Origin of the sequence: Marinomonas ushuaiensis DSM 15871 (assembly GCF_000521805.1) — a bacterium.
Lineage (GTDB): Bacteria > Pseudomonadota > Gammaproteobacteria > Pseudomonadales > Marinomonadaceae > Marinomonas > Marinomonas ushuaiensis.
On the sequence record NZ_JAMB01000001.1, the window covers coordinates 24,775 to 48,589 of the forward strand.

Here is a 23,815-nt window from a genome sequence, read left to right on the forward strand (position 1 = left end):
CAGTATTTATTAAATAGATTTTTCAAGCACAAAACGCTGCTTCGTTTTAGGAAACACCATATGACTATCAAACTCGGCATTGTTATGGATCCAATTTCATCCATAAACTACAAAAAAGACACCTCTCTCGCCATGTTATGGGCTGCCGCTGAAAAAGGCTGGCAATTATTCTACATGGAGCAAAAGGACTTATTTTTAGACAATGGCAAAGCATACGCTATGTCTCGTCCACTGAATGTCTATAAAGACCCAGCACATTTTTACGATCTTGGTGAAGAAAGTAAAACGCCTTTAGGTGATTTGGACGTTATTTTAATGCGAAAAGATCCGCCGTTTGACAGTGAATTTGTCTACAGCACCATGATTCTCGAGCAAGCAGAAAGAGATGGCGCCCTTGTCGTAAATGATCCCAAAAGTATACGCGACTGCAATGAAAAGCTTTTTGCGACTCAATTCCCTCAATGCTGCCCACCAGTATTAGTGACACGAAGAGCCGATTTGCTAAAAGCGTTTCATAAAGAGCACGGTGACGTCATCTTCAAACCTCTTGATGGCATGGGCGGCACCTCTATTTTTCGCTTAAAGCCTGATGACTCTAACGTCAGCGTAATTATCGAAACCCTCACTAAACTTGGCGCCGAACAAACAATGGCACAAAAATTTATCCCAGAAATCAAAGAAGGCGATAAACGTATCTTAGTCGTCAATGGTGAGCCCGTACCTTTTGCACTAGCACGAATCCCTGCATCTGGAGAAACGCGTGGTAATTTAGCGGCTGGAGGTCGTGGCGAAGGACGACCATTAACGGATCGTGACCGTTGGATTTGCGATCAGGTCATTCCATCACTAAAAGAAAAAGGATTAATGTTTGTTGGCTTAGATGTAATCGGAGATTACCTTACAGAAATCAATGTAACGAGCCCAACTTGCGTACGAGAACTGGATAACCAGTTTGGTCTCAACATTGCCATGATTCTGATAGAAGCCATAGAAAAGCGACTTCAGTAATTTAGTATGCGAACAATAGATAAATTTTCCGTCGCGCTTTTCATCGCCATTAGCTTACATGTGCTAATGGTGATGGCTGTCGGCTTTGATTTTACACTTCCATCTCCAAAGCCAAAAACGCTCGAAATAACCCTAGTTCAACATACGACAAAAGCGCCTATTGAGGCTGACTTTATTGCGCAGGCAAATCAACAGGCCAGCGGAACGGAACTGCGTAAACAAAAACTGACCACCACAGAAAACTCACGTTTTTTATCTGACAAGATACAAGAAATATCACCACCCGTTCAGCCTCAGCTGGCTTCTGCAGAGCCTATCGATGAACCTAGCTTGCTAGCAACAAATGACCAAGAAGCGGTTTTCGAAGTTGCCAAGGAACCAGAACAAGAAACAAAAACACTTGAAGAAAAATTTCTCGGCGAAACGCAAATCCCAAGTCATCTTTCTAATGACATAGCCACGCTAGAAGCCCTTCTCGATCAACAACGCCAATCCTATGCTAAGCGCCCAAGAATCCGTCGTTTAACCTCAGTATCTGCTAAAGCCGCCATTGATGCTCAATACCTTGATGATTGGCGACGAAGAATCGAGCGAATCGGTAACATCCATTATCCAGAAGAAGCCAAGCGTAACCATGTATATGGCGAACTGCGCTTAGCTGTGATTTTATCGCCTAATGGATATGTTGATGACATAGAGGTTTTACACTCTTCTGGCACTCGCATTCTTGATGATGCCGCCATGCGAATTGTCCGTTTAGCAGAACCTTTTCAAACCTTTCCAAGTGAGCTTAAAAAAGAAGTGGATAAACTAGAGATTATTCGCACATGGCGCTTTATTCCAGGTAATCAGCTACGCAGTCAATAACGGTTGGCTGTTAATTTTAAGCACAAAAAAGCCCTCACTCAGAGGGCTTTTTTGTCTTAGCTAATTTGATTATCAACTATCGCAATGAAAACATCATCAATCGAATTGACCGTCACCCATAGCAAGACGTATTTTCTTCATTGCGTTCTTTTCAAGCTGACGAATGCGTTCTGCAGAAACGCCATATTCATCGGCCAATTCATGCAAAGTCGATTTCGCATCAGACAACCACCGCTGAACTAAAATATTACGGCTACGCTCGTCAAGATCAGCCATAGCGACTTCAAGGCGTTGATTAGAATCTTCTGTCCAATTACCGTTTTCAAGTAGAGTAGCTGGGTCAGAACGATGATCTTCAAGATACTGCGATGGCGCTTGGAATGCACTTTCATCATCGTCATCTGCAGACGCATCGAACGCCATATCAGAAGAACTTAAACGCCCTTCCATTTGACGAACAACTTCAGGCGTCACGCCTAAATCACTGGCAACAGATTCTACTTCTGAATTACTGAACCAAGATAAGGTTTTCTTCGCACTACGTAAATTAAAAAACATCTTACGTTGCGCTTTCGTTGTCGCAACTTTCACGATACGCCAGTTTTTTAAAATAAATTCATGAATCTCGGCTTTAATCCAATGCACAGCAAAAGAAACAAGACGCACACCCACTTCTGGGTTAAAACGTTTCACGGCTTTCATCAAGCCAACATTACCTTCTTGGATTAAGTCACCTTGTGCCAACCCATATCCGGAATAACTTTTCGCAATATGAGCAACAAATCTCAAATGCGACATAACCAATGTTCGAGCTGCTTCTAAGTCTTCTTTGTAATAAAGACGTTCCGCCAATGCTTTTTCTTCGTCGGCCGATAAAATAGGAATACGACCAATCGCTTGCATATAAGATTCTAGGTTCTGGCCTGGAATCATCATGTCTGTAGGCTGTAGAGTTTTACTCATCTCTGTGTCACCTTCTTAGTTGTTCATATTTAATATGGAAAAATATTACCAAGTAAACGCTGCAAGTGTGTGGCATAAATGTGAATAAATCATGGCTATTACCTTAATACTGATTCTAGCCCTTTATGAATCACTGCAGTTCTATCGTTGCTATATGGCGGTTAACGGCAATCCAAGCCCCAAACACACCAACGAACGCGCTAATAGTTAAACACAAAACGATCTCATCTGCATTAAAAGTCTGTAGTTGGAAACCACTTTGATAGGACTCAATCAATCTCTCTGCTGGCGCACTTACCCACCAGCTAAGTAAGAGAATACAAAGGCTAGCAAAAAATCCACCTAACACTCCAAACCAAAACCCCATGTATAAAAATGGTCGACGAATGTAGCTGTCTGTTGCACCGACTAGCTTCATTACAAGTACTTCATCACGACGGCTTTCTACCGACATTCGAATGGTATTACCTACAATTAAAAGTACCGCCACGACCAGTAAAACCGACAAGGCATACACAAAACGCTGCCCAAAACTCAGTATGTTCGCAAGACGCTGTAACCATTGTGCATCTAACTCTGCGTGTTCCACTTCTTTTTGAGACGCCAGTTGATCTCGTAATGCCTGTAAATTCGATATAGTCGCAATATCAACAACCTCTTTTGGAATAACACGCAACACAATAGGCAAAGGATTTTCAGGTAAAGACGAAAGAATCTGTTCATAACCGCTCGAACTCTCAAAGTATCGCAGGCCTTCTTCTTTCGAAATGTATTCCACTGACGCCACATCTGGTTGCGCAGAAATACGGTGTGACAAGGCAAGCGCTTGAGTATCTTCTAAGTCTGAAAAAAGGTAGAGAGTAATGACTGACTGCTGTTCCCATTGATCCGTCACTGATTGTACATTCTTTAATAGAACATACAGACCACCCGGCAAAGACAAAGCAATCGCAATCACCATCACTGTCATCACACTCGACAATGGGTAATTCACCAAGCGCATAAAGCTCTCGATAAAAGTAGCCTGATGTTGTCGGAAATATTTCCCTGGGTTAAACACAGTACGTGTCGGCCAATTATGCTTGGTCGCTTTTATGGATTGTCTGGTTGCACCTCGTTGATTCGGCTTCTGTGCCATTTAGCCAAACCCTCCATCATTTACCATTCGACCTTGATTCAAGGTCAACACTCGATGGCGCATACGAGCAACCAACGCCAAATCATGACTTGCGACTAAAACCGTCACGCCGACTCGATTGAATTCTTGAAATAAATTCATAATTTCAGCAGACAAACGAGGATCTAAATTACCGGTTGGCTCATCGGCTAATAATAATTGAGGTTTATTCACAACTGCACGAGCAATGCCCACACGTTGTTGCTCTCCACCAGACAGAGCCATTGGGTTATATTTTTCTTTATCCAATAAACCGACTTTATCTAATGCCGCGCGAACTCGCTTTGCAATTTGCTCTGAATCCGCACCGCTTACTTGAAGTGGCAGAGCGACATTATGAAACACACTTCGATCAAACAGTAATTGGTGGTTTTGAAATACCACACCAACACGACGCCTATGTTGCGGGATTGCACGACGACTTAACGTACGCAAATCCACACCATCTACTAAAATCTGTCCAGAGGTCTGACGCTCAATCATCATCATAAGTTTCATTAAGGTACTTTTGCCCGCACCAGAATGACCAGTAAGAAACGCCATTTCACCTTGTTGCAAATGAAAATCCACCTGCGACAAAGCTTCTTGTCCACTCTCGTACTTTTTACCAACTCGTTGAAATTCGATTTCCACGTTGACCCACTGACGTTAAATTGAAAAAAAGAAGCGCCTCGTTATTTTTTACTCACTATCAAACAAAGCATCAACAAATTCTTGAGCGACGAAAGGTCGTAAATCCTCTGCTTGCTCACCCACACCTATGTAACGTATCGGTAATCCAAACTGCTTCGCGATGGCAAAAATGATCCCGCCTTTTGCTGTTCCATCCAGTTTGGTTAATGAAACACCACTCACACCAACCGCTTCGGAAAAGAGCTTAGCTTGACTGATGGCATTTTGCCCCGTACCTGCATCAAGCACCAGCATCACTTCATGTGGCGCATGTACATCGAGCTTTTTCATTACTCGAACAACTTTTGATAATTCGTTCATTAGGTTCGCTTTATTTTGCAAACGACCCGCTGTATCCGCAATGACAATATCAACACCTTTGGCTTTAGCAGACTCAATTGCATCATAAATAACAGACGCAGAATCGGCACCAGTGTGCTGCGCAACGACAGGGACATTATTACGTTCGCCCCAGACTTGTAGTTGTTCTACAGCCGCCGCTCGAAATGTATCACCTGCCGCCAACATAACACTTTTGCCTTCGGCCTGATATTTTTTCGCCAGCTTACCAATGGTGGTTGTTTTACCCACGCCATTGACGCCCACCATTAAAATAACAAAAGGGCCGTCGCTATTTGTCGGATTAAGTTCTTTTTGCGATTGGCTCAAAATATCTGTCATGTCTGCTTTCAAACTAGTCAACAATGCAGAAGAGTCTTTAAGTTCTTTACGAGTAAGCCTCTCTGTCAGACTACTCATTAAGGTTTGCGTTGCATCAATACCAACGTCCGCCATTAATAATTGTGTTTCCAATTCTTCTAATAGGTCGTCATCTACCTTTTTACTGCCGCCAAGAACCGTCGATAAACCATTCCCTAAACCGCTTCGAGTTCGAGACAAACCAGATTTCACACGCTCAGACCAAGACAAAGTTGATTCAGGCTCGGCAACGACAATCTCTGATACTTGAGCGTCTGTAGTTTGATTCGCGTCATCACCTGAATCTGTCTCTTTTTGGCTAGAAAATTCTTCGCTAGACATTAAAGCTTCTGCATCTTTACGCTTAGCGGCTTTAATATCAGCATTCATTTTATTAACAAAACGACGTCGAATAACAAAGGCAATAACCGCTAAAATCGTTCCTATAGCGATAGGAATATAACGAGCATAGTCACCTAAATAAGGTGTAAAAAACGCAATAATCTGATTAACAAATTCCATTAAATCGGTCTCTTAATTTTGACTGATGCAGTAAACATCAGTGAAATGCTATGATTGAATCCAGCGCCACACACATGGATACTCAAAAATGATTATTTTACCATCATTCTGATTAGCAAACAGGCCTAGTTTCGCGCAACATACACCCAATTTACTAGGATTCAAGGTTCATTATGCCTGATAATAACAAACCGCTATTCAGTCGACCTGTTTTAACTCTTGTCATGTTTTTTTGTATCTTGGCAATTTGGGTCTTAAATTTAGCGTCGTCGAACAGCAAACTGCCCTCACCAAACATCGAAACATGGACAACCACATCAGGTATCCCTGTTATTTGGCTAAAACAATCAGAATGGAAAAACAGCAATAAGTTAGAGGTTCGCTTTTCATTTCATTCAAACACAAATAACACCACATTGGTTCAAACCACTTTTGCCATATTAATGAGTGATTCTCTGTCTCTGAGCACCGCGACGATTAATCAAAGATTAGAACCCTTGGCAGCAAGAGCAAGCAGTTATTATGATCACGAAAACCAAGTCATTGGCTTAACACTTAGTAACGAACCTCAGTATTTACAACCCACTTTGTCTTTAATCACTAATTGGCTCTCGCAACCAGCATTTAAACAACGTACATTTGATACATGGCAACACCAAAAGCAGATTAATACATCAGCACAATCTAATCGAGAACTGACTGTATATTCTAATACTGTCTTTTCTAATACAACAAGCAAACAAAACAGCCAAACAGTAGCAGACCTCTCATTGATTCAGGTCTCAGATTTTTATCAAGACCTTCAACATTCCGCCGGTACTATTTTCGTTGTAGGTGATTTATCAACTGAGGCTAAACAAACTCTCGAAGTGGCACTAAATACCATCAGCCAAAATTTTCAACTATCACAATCGATTACAGAGCCTGATCAAAACACAAAAGCCAGCTCCATTGCTCTAGCAACCGAAGGCCAATATTTATGGCAAACCAAAAGCGCCATGGCACTAGCGCCAATATCATCAATACAAGAATGGCTTAGCTTACAAATTTGGGGCGCGGATCTTGTCTCAACGCTTAATCAACAAGAACATATTGATTTTGTACAGCTCGCTCTAACGCTTTCCCAGCATCAACCATGGACGGAGTGGAATATTCAATACGCCAACCATTTTACTGAGAAAGCTAAAAGCAATACCTCAAACAATATAATGGACGCAATTAGTTTTACATCCATTGAAAAAGTCCCTTCAGCGAATGATGAAGTAGCTTTTGAACTGCTGTTTAACTCCTTCAAAACACAGCTTGAACAACAAGTACAATCACCAACCTGGTGGAGTTATATCGCCACACAAGTGACTCATGAGAACAGCCAATTGACCATTGAAGAATTTGTTAACGACTATAAACAAGCCGTTGATAATTTTACCATTGAAGAGTATCAAACTGCCTTGAAACAACTACTGAAGCCATCGTCTTACCAAGAAATTCAGGTTTACCAATGAGAAAGAATAATCCAAGAAATACCCCGAAGAACTCGTTAAATCATGCAACTAAAAATAGTCAGGCAAAATCGTCAAAACTCAGAATCATCTCTGGGGAATGGCGTTCACGCCAGCTTCCTATTCCTGATGTTCAAGGGTTACGACCAACGCCAGACAAAGTACGTGAAACCTTATTTAACTGGATCAACCATTGGATTCCCGGTTCAAATTGCGGTGATTTCTTCTGTGGTTCTGGCGCACTGGGCTTAGAAGCTCTGTCTAGAGGGGCAAAACACGTTACTTTTGTCGATAACTCAAGAGTTGTCATTCAACAAATGACAGACAACCTCGCCACATTAAACGCCACGAATGCAGACGTGACCGCACAAAATGCCGCCGTGTATTTGGACTCTGTCACACCAACACCACTTGATATCATTTTTCTTGATCCACCGTTTCGTAAAGGCTGGCTGGGTCAAATTATTCCATTGCTTGAAAAAGGCTGGTTAGCTGATCATGCCTTGGTGTATATCGAAATGGAAAAGGAAGCAGATCTGCCTCCTTTGCCCGCTCACTGGTCTTTGCTGAAAGAAAAAAACGCAGGACAACTTGTTTACCGTCTTTTTGAAATCGAAACAGTCTAAACGAAGACACTTAACGAGTACTTGAATGGCTTGATGACGCACAGAGCAACCGCTAGACTGTGTGTCATTATTTATCAATCAACATTCCGCTTCTCTTTTCATTTTTATTGTTTTTTCTACATGAAAAGTAAGCACTCTCATTAGGGTACTAAAACGCTATGCCGGACGTCATTCCAGCCGATTCTGTAGGTATTGTTACCCCACAGATTGCGCAATTCGAAACACCTTTGGTGCTTTCTTGCGGGCACACTTTATCATCGTATCAGCTGGTTTTTGAAACCTATGGCACACTAAACGACGACGCTTCTAACGCAATTCTTATTTGTCATGCGCTCAGTGGCGATCATCATGCTGCTGGCTACCATTCCACGGAAGATAAAAAGCCTGGATGGTGGGATTCCGCTATTGGACCCGGCAAAGCCATCGACACCAATCACTTTTTTGTCATCGCATTGAACAATCTCGGTGGTTGCTGTGGTTCAACTGGCCCAACCACAATTAACCCTGAAACAGGCAAGCGCTGGGAAGCCGACTTTCCCCTTGTTACCGTAGAAGACTGGGTCGAAAGCCAAGCGCGTTTAGCGGATTCATTAGGCATTCAAACGTTTGCCGCCATCGTGGGTGGTAGCCTTGGTGGCATGCAAGTTCTGGAATGGAGCATTCGCTATCCTGATCGTTTGAAGTCCGCAGTGATAGTGGCTTCTGCGCCGAAATTATCAACTCAAAACATAGCCTTCAATGAAGTGGCAAGACAATCTATTCGACGTGATCCAGACTTTTTTGACGGTAACTATTTGGATAACAATTCCGTGCCGACTAACGGCTTAGGTTTGGCGCGCATGTTGGGGCACATTACCTATTTATCAGACGATGCTATGGGCGCCAAATTTGGCCGTCAGATGCGTCATGACACATACCAATACAATTATGGTATTGAATTTGAAGTAGAAAGTTACTTGCGTTACCAAGGTGAAGCCTTTACCAAACGCTTTGATGCTAATACCTATATGTTGATGACAAAAGCACTCGACTACTTTGATCCCGCATCGCAAACCGATGGAGATTTAGCCGCGACATTAAGCAAAACACAATGCGAATTCTTACTTGTGTCTTTCACAACGGATTGGCGCTTTTCTCCAGAACGCAGCGAAGAAATAGTCAACGCTTTGGTAAAAGCAGGCAAGCCGGTTTCTTATGCAAAAATCGAAGCCACAGAAGGCCACGATGCGTTCCTCTTTCCAATTCCTCGTTACATGGCCGTGTTAAATACTTTTTTAACTCGTATTGCGAATGACTTAACGCCGGAGGCCAAATAATGCGCAGTGATTTAGAAATCATCGACGAATGGATTCAACCAAACAGTCGTGTGTTAGATTTAGCTTGTGGTCCCGGCGAACTCCTTCACCATTTGATCAAAAACAAACAAGTAAGTGGTTATGGTCTGGAAATTCGCAACAAGGATTTAAACACCTGTATCGAAAAAGGCATTCCAGTCATTGAACAAAATATTGACGAAGGTTTACAAAATTTCGATGACCAAAGTTTTGATTTAGTCATGATGACACACGCTTTGCAGCAGTTTCGTCGTCCTGATCTATTGATCGATGAAATGCTTCGTATTGGCAAAGAATGTATCATCACTTTTCCAAATTTCGGCCACTGGCGTAACCGTATTCACCTTGCGGTAAAAGGCCGTATGCCTGTTTCGGAATTCTTACCTTACAACTGGTATGACACACCAAACATCCACTTTTTTACCTTCCAAGATTTTGAACGCTTGTGCCATGAAAAGAACATCAAAATTGTTCGTTGGGCAGCGGTAGATGGTCATTTAAAAGACCATTGGTGGATTCGTTCTATGCCGAATTTATTCAGTGAAACAGCAATTTTTCATATCAGTCGCTAAACCACGAAATTTAAGAAAAGTAGGCCGCTATTTAGTTGCCTACTTCTTAGACCCATATTTTAAAACTCACAGGAGCTTCCGGTGAATAAAACCATCGTATTAGCCAGTAACAATACCGGTAAAATCAAAGAGTTCAACGCACTATTGAGTGGTGTCGGCATTGATGTAAAACCGCAGAGCGAATTCAATGTAGAAGAAGCGGAAGAAAACGGATTGAGCTTCATTGAAAATGCCATTTTAAAAGCCCGTAATGCTTGTGCTCAAACAGGCTTACCTGCGCTTGCTGATGACTCAGGGATTGAAGTCGATTATTTAGACGGTGCACCAGGGATCTATTCTGCTCGTTTTGCTGGCGAACATGGTAATAATGAAGCCAATAATGCGCTTCTGTTAGAAAAACTGGATGGCGTTCCTGTGTTAGAACGTACCGCCCGCTTTCATTGTGTTCTGGCTTATATGCGTCATAAAGACGATCCTACTCCACAGGTATTTCATGGTGTGTGGGAAGGTCGAATTCTAACCTCAGATGAAGGTAAAGAAGGCTTTGGTTACGATCCGATATTCTATGTTCCAGAATGCGGTTGCAGCGCAGCAAGCCTACCAAAAGAAGTAAAAAACCAAATCAGTCACCGTGGTAAAGCATTACAACAGCTATTGGCAACATTTCGAAGAGACACTTTCAAGCAGAGTGATACCCTGTGAGCCACTCATTACCGCCACTGAGCTTATACATTCATTTACCTTGGTGTGTACGAAAATGCCCTTACTGTGATTTCAATTCACATCAAGCGGATCGTTTCGAAACAAATGGTCAGCTACCAGAAGACGCTTATTTATCGCAATTGCTTGCGGACCTAGATGCTGATTTACCTTATGTCGCTGGTCGCCCAATTCAAACTGCTTTCATTGGCGGCGGCACGCCGAGCTTAATGAGCGAAGATTTTTACTACAAACTCATGGACGCACTGCGAGACAAGCTAACTTGGGTAGTCGATGCTGAAATCACCATGGAAGCGAATCCGGGCACCTTTGAACAGGAAAAATTCAGTCATTTTCGCAAAGCCGGCATCAATCGATTGTCTATTGGAATTCAAAGTTTCCAGCCAAACCTGTTGAAAACCCTAGGAAGAATCCACAACCGAGAAGAAGCCATCCACGCTGTGGATAAGTCTAGGGCCGCTGGTTTCGATAATATCAACATTGATTTAATGCATGGATTACCGGATCAAAGCCAAGCGATGGCCATGGAAGATTTGTCTATCGCGGTCGACTTAAACCCTGAGCATCTTTCTTGGTATCAACTCACCATAGAACCAAACACGGAGTTCTATCGTCGGCCGCCAACCTTGCCTGAAGACAATACCTTATGGGAAATCCAAGATGCAGGACAAGCACTGCTCACTCAGCACGGCTACGCCCAATACGAAGTATCCGCCAATTCAAAAACCAATCGTCGCGCCGCACACAATTTGAACTACTGGCGTTTTGGCGACTACATTGGCATTGGCGCTGGTGCGCACGGAAAGATCACATTAGTTAATGGTCAAATATTTCGTACACGAAAGACAAGACACCCAAATCACTATCTAAAAAATCTGCCCGAAGCCCTCGCTATCAAAGAGGCTATTGAGCAAGAAGATCTGCCATTGGAATTCATGATGAATCGCCTACGATTGTTCGAAACGTTTGATTTAAAGGATTACGAACGCTTTACCTATCAATCAGTACCAAAGAACTTAATAACAGCTTGTGAAACGGCGATAAAACAAGGTTTATTAGACGCTAATGAATGGAAGAAAAATCGTGTGAGAACCACTGAAAAAGGCAAACTATTTCTTAATGAGCTGCTTGAATTATTCCTCCCCTAGTACATCATTTTATTTACTATAATTTGACATCTAACTAAATTGATGTACCCTTTATCCTGTAAAGAATAAAAAAAGGCCTTCGTAGATGGCCTTTTTTTCGTTTTATTGAAAAAGATCAATCTAGATATTTTTCCAATCTTACTTAATCTTAAAAAAACGATTAATTAAGTTACCCTAGCAATACGATAAAAAAGTAAGCAGTACAGTTCTCTAAAGTTAGAAAATAACCGTAACAGAACAACATAAATCGTATTAAGAGCAACCTAATAATGAGAATTCTTTTAGGGTTAAGCAACGAAATCACATAACCAAGACTCATGTAGGTTTTCGTTTAAACAGACTGAAAAATAGATTAGGAAATGATTTTACTAATTAAAGGAAAATGTTTATGAGTAATAAAGTTCCTGACGACGGTCGGGCTGAATACAACACGTCGTATAAAGTAGGACAAGACAACGTACAGTTTCTTGGTCTAGACGTATTAAACCCAGTCTTTAGTACCAGTGCAATTATCATCTTTGCTTTTATTCTTGGAAGTATCTTATTCCCAACGGATGCAAGTGCATTATTATCCGGAGCAAAAAACTGGTCGATCAATAACTTTGACTGGTTTTTCATGGTTTCAGGTAACATTTTTGTGCTCTTCTGTTTGGCTCTGATTGTGCTTCCTTTTGGTAAAATTCGCCTTGGCGGTACAGAAGCCAAAGCCGAACATTCAACCATCACTTGGTTCTCAATGTTATTTGCTGCTGGTATGGGTATTGGCTTGATGTTCTGGAGTGTTGCAGAACCTGTTGCTTATTACACAGGCTGGTACGGTACACCGTTTGATGTTGTTGCAAACACGCCTGAAGCGAAAGAATTAGCCATGGGCGGCACCATGTTCCATTGGGGTCTTCACCCTTGGGCAATTTATGCTGTTGTTGGTCTTTCTCTGGCTTTCTTCGCTTACAATAAAGGCTTACCGCTAACAATTCGTTCTGCGTTTTATCCTTTGCTTGGTGAAAAAGTATGGGGCACTACAGGTCACATAATTGATGTTATCTCCGTTATTGCGACTATCTTTGGTTTAGCAACGTCTCTTGGGTTTGGTGCACAACAAGCAACAAGTGGTCTTAATTTCTTGTTCGGTATTCCAAACACACTTACCACACAAATCATTGTTATTTGTGCTGTGACTGCTGTTGCGATCATATCGGTTGCTCGTGGCCTAGAAGGCGGTGTGAAATTGCTTTCTAACGTAAACATGATCATCGCTGCTGTGTTGGCTTTGTTTATTGTTATCGTTGGTAACACTGGCGCGATCTTCGCGGCAATAGGAACCTTCTTCCTAAGCTACATTGAAAATGTCATTCCACTAAGTAACTGGATTGGTCGTGAAGACGAAACCTTCTACCATGGTTGGACTGTGTTCTACTGGGCTTGGTGGATTTCCTGGTCACCATTCGTCGGCATGTTTATCGCGCGTGTTTCTCGCGGTCGTACTGTACGTGAATTCGTTGTTGCTGTTCTGTTAGTTCCAACGGCTGTATCACTGGTTTGGATGTCTATTTTCGGCGGCTCTGCACTTGATCAAGTTGAAAGTGGTGTTGGTGCTCTTGCTAATGGCATTACCGATTCTTCACTGGCTATGTTCCAAATGTTTGCCAGCATGCCACTGACTTCTATCACATCTTTTGTTGCCATTGTCCTAGTCTTAGTGTTCTTCGTAACCTCTTCTGACTCTGGCTCTTTGGTTATCGACGGCATCACAGCGGGTGGTAAAACCGATGCACCAATGATTCAACGTGTTTTCTGGGCTGTACTCGAGGGTATCATTGCGATTGCGTTGTTGATCGGTGGTGGTTCTGAAGCGCTTGGAGCGATCCAAGCAGCAGCGATCACAATTGGCTTACCTTTCACTTTCCTAATGTTGATCATGTGTATCAGCCTATGGAAAGGGTTACGCAGCGACTTGCATCTTTATAAGTAACTTTTTACTTATAAGATAAAGCGCTTGCATAGAGCGCTTATAGAAAATGAAATGCGAATGGCAGTTTAACTGTCGTTCGCATTGTTTTTTCTACACTAATCTTTTATGATTCGCGCCCTCTTAGGGGAGTAATCTTCTTTGTACATGCAAATCTGTTACTACAACGTTTTGTACTGCAAAGATTCTTTGTCAACATAATTGGGCCTCAAGCTCGTGGCAAAGAAGTTCTAGTTCGATGACAATCAACAGAATTGGTGAGACTTAAGACAATGACTTGGCTCAGGTGGGCTCAGGTATATTGTCTTTTGTTGTATTGCCCACCTAGGATTCACGAAAAAATGGAAGCTCTACTTACCTCTATTTCCACCGTTGCTCTCGCTGAAATGGGCGACAAAACTCAACTCTTGGCTCTCTTTCTCGCAACCCGTTTTACGTCTAAGCTCTCTATTATTTCCGGCATTCTTATTGCGACATTATTCAATCATGCGCTGTCTGCTTGGCTCGGTGTCGAAGTCGCACATTGGATTCCTGAAAACGCTATAAGCTGGATAATAGGACTGAGTTTCATTGCCGTTGGCTTATGGTTATTGGTTCCAGATAAGGATGACAGCGAAGAAAGTAATATATTGAAATATGGTGCTTTTACGGCAACCTTTGTCTTGTTTTTCATCGCCGAGATAGGCGATAAAACTCAAATTGCCACCGTACTTCTTGGCGCTCATTATGGTGGCGTCTGGATGGTACTATTAGGCTCTACATTCGGTATGATGTTGGCAAACGTTCCTGTGGTATTGGCTGGACGCTGGTTAATAGACAAAGTAAATGCTGATAAAACAAGGTTACTGGCTTGTTTTCTCTTTCTGATTATAGGCATAGTAACGTTAGCGTCACCGTTGCTTAAATAGATCCTAATACATTCGTTCTAATACATTATTTCTAATACATGGGAACAACATAATGGACGTCGAATTAACAGAAATACATGAAATACTGTGCCAACATGCGCCATTCAATGAGATAGCTGACGATCCACAACTTCACGATATGGTTAGGGATATCGAAATTCAGTATCTACGCGAACATGAAGATATCATTGCCCCTGGATCATTAAATCAAACTCTGTTTTTTATTCGCAGTGGCGCCATTGAAGTGCTTAGTAAAGAAGGTAAGTTAATTCGACGAATGAATGAAGGCGAGTTGTTTGGTTATGCGTCTTTATTACGTGGCGGTAAATCATCACAATCCATGCGCACCATGGAAGACAGTTTGCTCTATCGCATTCCTGCTCGTTGGTTTCTCAAACTCTATGAAGAAAACGACAACTTTTCTGATTTTTTTGAGCTAGAACGCGACGTTCGTTTGCGCGTTGCCATGGACTCGCAAAATTCAGACATTTCGTTAATGACTTGCCCTGTTGTGAGCTTGCTCAGACGTCGACCGATTAGCATCCAAATGGATTCGGATATTCGCATGGCAGCACAAAGCATGTCAGAGCACCGTGTCTCCAGCTTACTGATCACAGACAACGATGAACTAATCGGTATTCTCACAGATCGAGACTTGCGTACTAGAGCCGTTGCTCAAGGGCTAGATTACGACACACCCGTTTCTGCAATTATGACTCGCGACCCGATTGTCATGGACAGCCACGACTACGCTTCTGAAGCCGTCTTGAAAATGATGGAACGAAACGTTCATCATATTCCCATTATGAAAAATGGTCGTCCTATTGGCGTTGTCAGTACAGGTGACATCGTTCAAAAAGAAAGCCATGGTAGCATTTATCTAATCAGTGATATTTTTAAACAAAATAGCATTGAAAGCTTACGAGCCATTAGTCAAAAAATGACCCATACCTTTACTCAGCTTGTCGTAGCAGACGCCAATACACAAATGATTGGTAATGCCATGTCTCACATCGGAACAGCTTTTGTGAAGCGCCTCTTACAGCTTGCGGAGGAAAAATTCGGTCCGGCTCCTGTTCCCTATTGTTTTATTGCGCTGGGTTCACAGGCAAGAGAAGAACAAACCATTAGTACGGATCAAGACAACGCACTGATTTTAAGTGATAAATATAACGAAGAGATTCATGGCGAATACTTCGAGGCTTTAAGCCAGTGGGTTTGTCAGAATCTAGACCAATGCGGCTACACACTTTGTACTGGCGATATAATGGCGTCGAATACTCGCTGGCGTCAGCCGTTGTCTGTTTGGAAAGAAAACTTCAGCGACTGGATACAAAAACCAAAAGCCGAAGCACTATTACGTTTGTCTATTTTCTTTGATTTACGTGGCATTTATGGCGATAAAACATTAGCAAAACGCCTTAATCAACATATTCGTAAAGAAGCCAAAGAGCATTCTGGCTTTCTGACCTTTATGGCTCGTAACGCCAACCAAAGAAAACCACCTTTAGGTTTTTTCAGACAATTTGTTCTAGATGGGGAAGGTAAACAGTCGCGAACCTTTAACCTAAAAGAAAGAGGTATCGCCCCCATTATTGATATCGTTCGTGTACACGCCCTTGCTTGTGGAAGTGATAAACTGAATACATTAGAGCGCATTGAAGACATCGAAGCCGCAGGGTTGCTTCCTGACGGTCGCGCAAAAGACTTAGCATTAGCATTAGAAATGATCGGCATGGTCCGAATTAAAAACCAGAAAGATCAGATCGAAGCAGGCGAACAACCAAACAATCACGTTAATCCAGAAAATTTATCTTCTTTTGAAAAGCGCCATTTAAGGGACGCATTTAACATTGTCACCCGTCAGCAAGAATTTATTAAATTCCGCTACGCAGGAAAACGCAGCTAGATGTCATTTTTCAAAAAGAAACCACCAGCAACAAAAGTTCAAGACTGGCAAAGCATGTTTGCAGAATGGGCAGAAGAAGCGCCAGAAGGCCCTTTGAAGCGTTATTATCAAGCTGGCATGATCAGCCCAAACACCAAGCTAGAAGATACGCCTTTGTTGGCATTGGATTTGGAAACAACGGGGCTGGATTCAAGTAAAGACGAAATCATCAGTCTAGGGTTAATTCCCTTAAGCAGCAAAACCATTCGCTGTAAGGGTGCGCAATATTGGATGGCGAAGCCAGAGAATTTGTTGCATGCAGAATCCGTTACCATTCATGAAATTACGGATGCAGAACTAGAACAAGCGCCACCTCTAGAAGCGATACTCGATGAAATTTTAATCGCCTTGACTAAGCAGGTAGTGGTTGTTCATTGTGTTTCTATTGAACGTCAGTTTTTGCTTGAAGCGGCCATGAAAATATACGGTTATCCACTGTATTTCCCAGTACTTGATACGATGGGAATTGAGTACCAAGCCATTCATAAACCTTGGTGGCAACGCTTTGGCAAGCAGCCTTCGCTACGTTTAGATGCTTGTCGACAGCGTTATCGTTTACCTCGTTACAAAGCACACCATGCGTTGACGGATGCTTTGTCATCGGCAGAGTTACTACAAGCTCAAATTGCTTATCACTTGGACCCTGCCGCCGACATTTCAGACTATTGGGTATAAAGCGGCATGACTGTTTCTAGTTTTCAGGTTCCTGATTTTCAACCGAAGGGCAACTTTCTCAAACCATAAGCTCGGTTTCTAAAATCCTATCCTGGGCTTCACATAGACCTAAAAATATCATTTCTGTACGTTTTTTTCCGTTTTTTAACCCCGTTTTTCAGACATAAAAAAAGCGCGGCCAAGCCACGCTTTTTTGAATCTGGATAATGAGTCCTACTCTATTCTAATAGAGAGATTAGCGTGGACTTTTGACCTGAAACCGCTTTCTAATATTTTATCAAAAGCGCTCTAATTGAGCTTCGGCTTCAGCCAATGATGGCAAAGACGGATACGCACCTAGTTTTGTCACTGAATCAGCACCACAGGCTGCGGCAAAACGAACAATATCAATCAAAGCTTGTTTTGATAATGCTGCCAAAGAAGCTTGATCACCGCCTTGTTCAGCCAATTTATAAAGCAAACCGCCAACAAACGCATCACCTGCAGCCGTTGTGTCTTTTACTTCTACTTTCGGTGTTACCACTTCACTTTCGCCATGGGCCGCCGTATAAAAGCGAATGGCATTGCCACCATCGGTTAAAACAAATAATGTCACACCTGCCGCCAATGTTTTTTCTATCAGTACAAATGGGTCATCAGCCAATACAGCAAGCTCTTCTAAACTCGCTTTTACGACATCGCCACTTTGCATCCAATCAATCACACGTTGTTTATCTACTTGTCCATTAGACCAAAGGTTAGCACGCAGGTTTACATCAATACTCACAATCCAATGAGCGGCGCGCGCCATGCTTACACCCGCCAATGTCGCTTTCGTGATATCGGCATCTGTTAATGTGTTAGAGCAAGTGTGAAAAACACCTTGGCCTTGAGAAAACCAAGCAGTGTTAAAGTCGCCTTCACGGAATAAAATATCTGCCGAAGGACTACGATAAAACTCAAAACTACGCTCACCGGTTTGATCCAAGCTAACAAACGCCAAAGCCGTTTTTGCTTCAGTCGTCATTAACATGTTTTCAGTATTCACACCGTAGCTGTTTAATGAGTCTTTCAGAAAGTGACCAAAAGCATCATCGCCAACTTGTCCAACAAAATGACTATTTCCACCTAAACGCGCCACAGCAACGGCAACGTTGGCTGGCGCGCCACCAGGAAACTTCGTAAAAGATTCAAGTTCTCCGGTCTGAGTAGCGCCATTAGATAGGAAATCGATTAAGGCTTCGCCAAATGCCATCACTTTTGTTGTCATTGTTTTGCTCTCTTTTTGATACATAGCCATACGCTGTGCAGATATAAATAAGGTTAGATGAAAAATTATGCAGGGCAAGCAACATTAAATCAATTTAATTTATTTAAAGTTTTGTTTCTTTAACGCTCAAGAAGGCCATTCAACCAATAGATGCAATTAGTTCACCCTCTCTCACTGGCTTGATGGACTCAAAGATGCCTGTTCACGACATTCAGTTTGTAAATAGGCATTTTTTTTGCTTATAAAAACACGTGTTGCTGCACAAATGGTCAAAATTACTGCACGGTCTCTCGAACTTGTCACAAATATAAGATACATTTCATATAACTGCCGTTTACATGACTGTTCATATACCGCTATGAAGCTGGCAAAACAAAAAGTTATCGACTTTAGATACGATAAGGAATTAAACAATGAAAGTAACAAAACGTTTTATTACTAATCTCGCGATTACAGGCGTCGCTCTGTCTGTAACGGCCTGCTCTATGATGGGACCTCAACAACCAGATTGGCAAGAAGGCAAAGAATATCGTGTGACTATTTTGCACACTAATGACCACCACGGTCGTTTTTGGCAAAACAGCAACGGTGAATATGGCATGGCCGCTCGTAAAACTTTGATCGATAACATCCGTGAAGAAGTGGCATTAAATGACGGTAATTCATTGCTACTTTCTGGCGGTGATATCAATACCGGCGTTCCAGAATCTGACCTTCAAGATGCTGAGCCAGATTTCCGCGGCATGAACATGCTGAAATATGATGCCATGGCATTAGGTAACCACGAATTTGATAACCCTCTTTCTGTCCTAAAAAAGCAACAGGAATGGGCTGGTTTTCCTTTCTTATCAGCCAATATTCTTGATGAAAAAACAGGTAAGCCACTGTTTGAAGCGTACAAAATATTCCAAGTAAATGACCTTAAAATCGCGGTTGTTGGTTTCACTACTGACGACACAGTTAAGCTAGGTAACCCAGAATATTTAGAGGGAATCAAAATAGAATCACCTATTGAAGTTGCTTCAAAATTGGTTCCTGAACTACGTAAAAAAGCAGATATCGTGATCGCTGTTACTCACATGGGCCATTATGCAAATGGTAACCATGGTGGCAACGCACCTGGCGATGTAGCCTTAGCTCGTGCTGTTCCTGGTATTGATGTTGTTGTGGGTGGTCACTCTCAGAACCCATTATTCGAACCTGATGAGCAAAACGGCACATTGATTCTACAAGCACACGAATGGGGAAAGTACGTAGGTCGTTTGGATTTCATTTATAAAAATGGCGCTATCGAATGGTCTGAATATGAACTAATCCCAGTTAACCTTAAGAAAAAAGTAAAAGACGCTGATGGCAAATCGGTTCGCGTTTTCATTCAAGACGAAATCGCACAAGACCCGGATATGCTTGATATGCTAACGCCTTTCCAAGCAAATGGTCAGAAAGAGCTTAATGTAGAAATTGGTTTCTCTACAGGTGATTTTATTGGTGATCGCAGTGTTATCCGTAATCAAGAAACGAATCTGGGCAATCTAATTGCTAAGGCGATGAAAGAAAAAGTAAACGCTGACATCGGCATCATGAATTCTGGTGGTGTTCGAGACAATTTAGCAAAAGGCATTGTGACGTATAAGAGCGTACTGCAAGTACAACCTTTCGGAAACATGGTGTCTTATGTTGATTTTAATGCAACTGAGCTAACAGATTACCTTTCTGCTATTGCATCAAAACAAGCCGGTACTGGCGCATTCGGTCAATTCGATGGCGTAGCACTTACTTTGAAAGACGGCAAAGCGACAAATATCCTTGTGAATGGCAGCCCATTAGATGCTAGCAAAACGTACCGCGTAGCAATCAACAGCTACGTGGCAACAGGCGGTGATGGCTATCCTAAAATCACAGATCATCCTAACTATGTAAACTCTGGTTATGTTGATGCAGACCTTTTGGTTGAATACATCCAAAACAACTCTCCTATTGATGCGGCTGAATTCGCGCCATCTGGCGCAGTTAAACGTTAATTAAAATTAAGTAATATCGGTTACAAAAAATCCCCAGCAGCCATCGTCTACTGGGGATTTTTTTGCGTCCAATAAAGCATTCAAAAATCGCCTTATGTTGGAAGGATTATTTCTTATAGGTTAAAGACCAAGTTAACGGTGTTGGCAACTTCTCTGATTCCAGCTTAACGATATAAATCAGTTCATTTTCTCTCACACTTTGCCATGTATTGGTTCGTGTTCCCCGTTCGGATTCAAGAACAACGACAACTGAATTCTCTGTTTCTTGATATGTACCAGAAATTTCAACGCCTTCTTCGTCTTTCTTAATGACCTGACCATTTGCAGAAAGCGGAATAGTATCGGTTTCTTCACTGTCACATTGCCACTGGAATTGATTTTCGGTTTGGCTCAATAACCACTGCTGGCAAACCTGAGTTTGCTTCTTCAAAACAGGACGAGCCAAAGCACGAATAAAGAAGTTCATTTCTTGGGCAACGTTTTCAACTGCTTCGTCTAATTTGGTTTGCGTATTGTCTGCATCTTGTAGAATCCATTTTCCGTCTAGATTAGATGCTTGCACACCTGAACTGAGCATCATGGCAACGACACCAATACCGATAAACTTGTTCACCTTATATCTCCTTATTTTTATTGTGAACAGATCATCGCAAAGAACCATCACCTTGTGAGGCTCAAAAACGCGCACAATAACTGACATTTATCGCCAGCCTATGACAGATTATAATTAGGAGCTCAAAGGAAACCGAACATCTTGATGTAAATATTGGCTAGCGACTTCTTCTTCAAGAGGTACGGATAAGTAATAACCCTGATATCGAGCACAACCTATTTTTTCTAAAATTAATTTCTCTTCAAGACTTTCCACACCTTCAGCCAAGACAGATAAATTCATATGAGAAGCCATAGAGACGATTGTATTGATAATCGAACTGTTGCTGTTATCACCAGATAGATCTCTGACAAACGATTGGTCAATTTTTAACTGAGTGAGTGGGAAGTGCTGTATATAACGCAATGATGAATAACCCGTTCCAAAATCATCAATTGAGAATCGTATATTTAACTCCTTGAGCTGTAACATTTTATCAGTCACTGAAGACATTTCTTCCACCAGCATGCCCTCAGTAATTTCGAGGTCCAACAAGCTAGGATTAATCTGATGCTTTTCTATTACTCTTTTAATAGTGTCAACAAAGTCGCCTTTAGCAAACTGATAAGGGCTAATGTTGATCGCAATACTTTCAAACAAATCAGGCAAACCTTTTTCCTGCCAGACCTTTAGTTGTCGGCAAGCATTGTCTAACACCCAAAAACCGATTTCTTCAATCAAACCAGCTTCTTCAGCAACAGGAATAAAACGACTTGGCGACACTTGTCCAAGCTCATCATTAAACCAACGTAGTAATGTCTCGAATCCAACTAGTTGACCGTCGATATTGACTTGGGGCTGATAAACCAAAGAAAATTCGTTTTTATTTATTGCTCCATGTAAGGCTTTTTCTAAAGCGAGTTTTTCCGTCACTTCTTGCTGCATTTCCTGACGATAAAAACAATATTGGTTGCGCCCTTTCACCTTAGCATCATACATAGCCGTATCTGCCTGACGAAGTATTTGGATGTCATTCTCGTTTTCCAACGGAAACAAGCTGATACCAATACTGGCTGAAATAAATACATCGGTTTCATCCAAGCGGAACATTTGAGAAAGCTTAAACAACAAGGATTCCGCCAGTTGCGACACCTTATATTGTGCTTCTTCAAGACTTCTACCAAGCACAGGAAGTAATAAAACAAATTCATCACCACCAATCCGAACTGCAATTTCTGGTTCAGACAAAGAAGAAACAATACGTTGTGCAACCTCTTCTAAAAGTGCATCACCAACATGGTGTCCCATAGAATCATTAATACTTTTAAAACGATCAAGATCGAGAAAAATCAACCCACCAATATGATTATTTTCACGAGCCTCAGCGATCACCTTTGCTAAGTTTTGATTCAAAAATCGACGATTCGGTAAGCAGGTCAAAGCGTCGTAATAAGCAAGAAACTTAACTTGCTCTTCATCTTTTCTCCGCTGAGTAATGTCTCTAAAAGAAGCGAGGAAAAAGTCGTCTTTATCTAAGGTAATAATATTGCCGCATACTTCTACAGGAAAGTAACTACCATCCTTTCTCATATAATCCGCTTCATAGGTTTTTGCATCCTGCATAGATGCAACAGACCATTGTTTAAGAAGACTCGGTGTTTGCTCCGGATCAATTTCTTGAATATTTAAAGTAAGCAATGTTTCTGTGTCATAGCCCAATAACCGACTGGTTTGATCATTCGTATCTAAGATTTTTCCGTTTAAGTCTGTTAACAACATAGATTCGCTAGATTGGTGTAAAACAGCTTTAAAGTAGGCTTCACTTTTCGCCAGCTCTGCTTCGACCTTACTGCGTTTGTGCCAAAGCGCCGTAATCGTTCGAGCTAATATACCAAGTTCATCATCCCGCGCCGCTTCTTTGAACTCAACTTGCTCTGGGTCAACTTCAGCTTCATCAAGTACACTAAGTTGGTTAGTTAAACGAAATAACGGACGAGACAACTGCACATAGACTAAAAAGAAAATCATCCCTCCCAGCAATACCGCTGACCCAAAGATAAGCAAGGCGCCACGAAGATTTCGTATCACAAAAGCTTTTATCAACTCTGCGGTATCCACATTAGTAATTAACTTACCAACATGATGACCGTTTACCATAAGATTCAAGGAAAACTGTTTAGGAAGCCCTCTAAAAAAGAGATCGGAAAACCAACGGGTAGATACATCTGCTAAAGGTCGGTAGGTACTTGCCAATACCCTACCTTGAGCATCTTCGAGTCTAGTTTCGTAATAGGCTAGATGATTCATCAGCCCCTGCTGTACATTTTCCGCTTGTGATCGGTTTGAACCTGCCACAGCTTCTGATGCAAAATACTCTACGCTACGTAAGGAAGATAAAATTTGTTTCTGAAGAGCAACTTTTTGATTTTTCCAATCCTCTCGAATAAAACACACACTAATAATCAACAGTAAAAAGCATAAAAACCACAAAGATTTTTTTATTTGGCTATAAAAAAGACTTTTTCGAAGTGTTGACATAGAAATATGTGTTCCATTCAATCAGTGGAAAGGGAAGAGATCGTCATACTCAAATCTAACATACTTTTCATAGATATTTCCTTCACTACGCACTCAAACGAAATGGTA

Annotated in this window: 20 protein-coding genes and 1 riboswitch; of the genes, 13 read left to right on the plus strand and 7 right to left on the minus strand. The window is 41.8% G+C overall.

Annotated features, from left to right (window positions below):
* The first annotated feature begins 60 nt into the window (after positions 1 to 60).
* Complete coding sequence (gene gshB / locus MUS1_RS00100) at positions 61 to 1,008, plus strand: glutathione synthase (RefSeq protein WP_036157379.1); 948 nt, start codon at positions 61 to 63, stop codon at positions 1,006 to 1,008.
* Positions 1,009 to 1,014: 6 nt separating this feature from the next.
* On the plus strand, positions 1,015 to 1,875 hold the full coding sequence (locus tag MUS1_RS00105; RefSeq protein ID WP_036157382.1) for an energy transducer TonB: 861 nt from the start codon (positions 1,015 to 1,017) through the stop codon (positions 1,873 to 1,875).
* A 96-nt stretch (positions 1,876 to 1,971) separates the two neighbouring features.
* Here MUS1_RS00105 and rpoH read toward each other — a convergent pair whose 3' ends face one another.
* The 4 genes from rpoH to ftsY all read right to left on the minus strand — a co-directional run bounded on the left by rpoH (position 1,972) and on the right by ftsY (position 5,908).
* Positions 1,972 to 2,838, minus strand: coding sequence for an RNA polymerase sigma factor RpoH (rpoH, locus tag MUS1_RS00110; protein WP_036157385.1), 867 nt, complete (start codon positions 2,836 to 2,838; stop codon positions 1,972 to 1,974).
* Positions 2,839 to 2,968: 130 nt separating this feature from the next.
* The gene (gene ftsX, locus MUS1_RS00115; RefSeq protein WP_036157389.1) at positions 2,969 to 3,976 is read right to left on the minus strand and encodes a permease-like cell division protein FtsX; all 1,008 of its coding nucleotides are present in this window, start codon (positions 3,974 to 3,976) and stop codon (positions 2,969 to 2,971) included.
* Entirely contained in the window at positions 3,977 to 4,648 is a 672-nt protein-coding gene (gene ftsE, locus MUS1_RS00120) for a cell division ATP-binding protein FtsE (protein ID WP_036157394.1), read from the minus strand. It abuts the gene before it with no gap.
* 48 nt (positions 4,649 to 4,696) lie between these two features.
* Positions 4,697 to 5,908: a signal recognition particle-docking protein FtsY gene (gene ftsY, locus MUS1_RS00125; protein WP_036157396.1), complete on the minus strand. Its 1,212-nt coding sequence runs from the start codon at positions 5,906 to 5,908 to the stop codon at positions 4,697 to 4,699.
* A gap of 173 nt (positions 5,909 to 6,081) precedes the next feature.
* On the opposite strand from ftsY, the gene MUS1_RS00130 reads away from it, so the two are divergent.
* The 10 genes from MUS1_RS00130 to MUS1_RS00175 all read left to right on the plus strand — a co-directional run bounded on the left by MUS1_RS00130 (position 6,082) and on the right by MUS1_RS00175 (position 17,307).
* Entirely contained in the window at positions 6,082 to 7,410 is a 1,329-nt protein-coding gene (locus MUS1_RS00130) for a peptidase M16 family protein (RefSeq protein ID WP_036157399.1), read from the plus strand.
* A complete protein-coding gene (gene rsmD / locus MUS1_RS00135) occupies positions 7,407 to 8,033 on the plus strand; it encodes a 16S rRNA (guanine(966)-N(2))-methyltransferase RsmD (RefSeq protein WP_036157402.1) in 627 nt (208 codons plus the stop codon). The genes MUS1_RS00130 and rsmD overlap by 4 nt, the downstream gene beginning before the upstream one ends.
* Positions 8,034 to 8,191: 158 nt before the next feature.
* Positions 8,192 to 9,349, plus strand: coding sequence for a homoserine O-succinyltransferase MetX (gene metX / locus MUS1_RS00140; protein ID WP_036157404.1), 1,158 nt, complete (start codon positions 8,192 to 8,194; stop codon positions 9,347 to 9,349).
* Complete coding sequence (gene metW / locus MUS1_RS00145; RefSeq protein WP_036157407.1) at positions 9,349 to 9,939, plus strand: methionine biosynthesis protein MetW; 591 nt, start codon at positions 9,349 to 9,351, stop codon at positions 9,937 to 9,939. Before metX ends, metW begins: the two co-directional genes overlap by 1 nt.
* 81 nt (positions 9,940 to 10,020) lie before the next feature.
* Positions 10,021 to 10,641, plus strand: a complete 621-nt coding sequence (rdgB, locus tag MUS1_RS00150) for an RdgB/HAM1 family non-canonical purine NTP pyrophosphatase (RefSeq protein WP_036157411.1) — start codon at positions 10,021 to 10,023, stop codon at positions 10,639 to 10,641.
* A complete protein-coding gene (gene hemW / locus MUS1_RS00155) occupies positions 10,638 to 11,807 on the plus strand; it encodes a radical SAM family heme chaperone HemW (RefSeq protein WP_036157414.1) in 1,170 nt (389 codons plus the stop codon). Before rdgB ends, hemW begins: the two co-directional genes overlap by 4 nt.
* A 388-nt stretch (positions 11,808 to 12,195) precedes the next feature.
* Positions 12,196 to 13,779, plus strand: a complete 1,584-nt coding sequence (locus MUS1_RS00160) for a BCCT family transporter (protein ID WP_036157417.1) — start codon at positions 12,196 to 12,198, stop codon at positions 13,777 to 13,779.
* Between the two features lie 111 nt (positions 13,780 to 13,890).
* Positions 13,891 to 14,108: riboswitch (yybP-ykoY riboswitch) on the plus strand.
* Between the two features lie 9 nt (positions 14,109 to 14,117).
* Complete coding sequence (locus MUS1_RS00165) at positions 14,118 to 14,684, plus strand: TMEM165/GDT1 family protein (RefSeq protein ID WP_036157419.1); 567 nt, start codon at positions 14,118 to 14,120, stop codon at positions 14,682 to 14,684.
* A gap of 52 nt (positions 14,685 to 14,736) precedes the next feature.
* Positions 14,737 to 16,593, plus strand: coding sequence for a DUF294 nucleotidyltransferase-like domain-containing protein (locus MUS1_RS00170; RefSeq protein ID WP_036157422.1), 1,857 nt, complete (start codon positions 14,737 to 14,739; stop codon positions 16,591 to 16,593).
* Positions 16,594 to 17,307: a 3'-5' exonuclease gene (locus MUS1_RS00175; protein WP_036157426.1), complete on the plus strand. Its 714-nt coding sequence runs from the start codon at positions 16,594 to 16,596 to the stop codon at positions 17,305 to 17,307. It abuts the gene before it with no gap.
* 277 nt (positions 17,308 to 17,584) lie between these two features.
* On the opposite strand, the gene MUS1_RS00180 is transcribed toward MUS1_RS00175, so the two are convergent.
* Positions 17,585 to 18,556 carry a carbohydrate kinase family protein gene (locus MUS1_RS00180; RefSeq protein ID WP_036157428.1) on the minus strand — a complete coding sequence of 324 codons (972 nt, stop codon included), beginning with the start codon at positions 18,554 to 18,556 and terminating at the stop codon, positions 17,585 to 17,587.
* A 413-nt stretch (positions 18,557 to 18,969) separates the two neighbouring features.
* Here MUS1_RS00180 and ushA point away from each other — a divergent pair, with 413 nt between their 5' ends.
* Complete coding sequence (ushA, locus tag MUS1_RS00185; RefSeq protein WP_036157431.1) at positions 18,970 to 20,577, plus strand: bifunctional UDP-sugar hydrolase/5'-nucleotidase UshA; 1,608 nt, start codon at positions 18,970 to 18,972, stop codon at positions 20,575 to 20,577.
* 106 nt (positions 20,578 to 20,683) lie between these two features.
* Here ushA and MUS1_RS00190 read toward each other — a convergent pair whose 3' ends face one another.
* On the minus strand, positions 20,684 to 21,190 hold the full coding sequence (locus tag MUS1_RS00190; protein ID WP_036157433.1) for a hypothetical protein: 507 nt from the start codon (positions 21,188 to 21,190) through the stop codon (positions 20,684 to 20,686).
* 114 nt (positions 21,191 to 21,304) lie between these two features.
* Positions 21,305 to 23,707 (minus strand): putative bifunctional diguanylate cyclase/phosphodiesterase, encoded by a 2,403-nt coding sequence (locus tag MUS1_RS00195; protein WP_051436009.1) that lies wholly within the window; start codon positions 23,705 to 23,707, stop codon positions 21,305 to 21,307.
* Positions 23,708 to 23,815 lie beyond the last annotated feature (108 nt).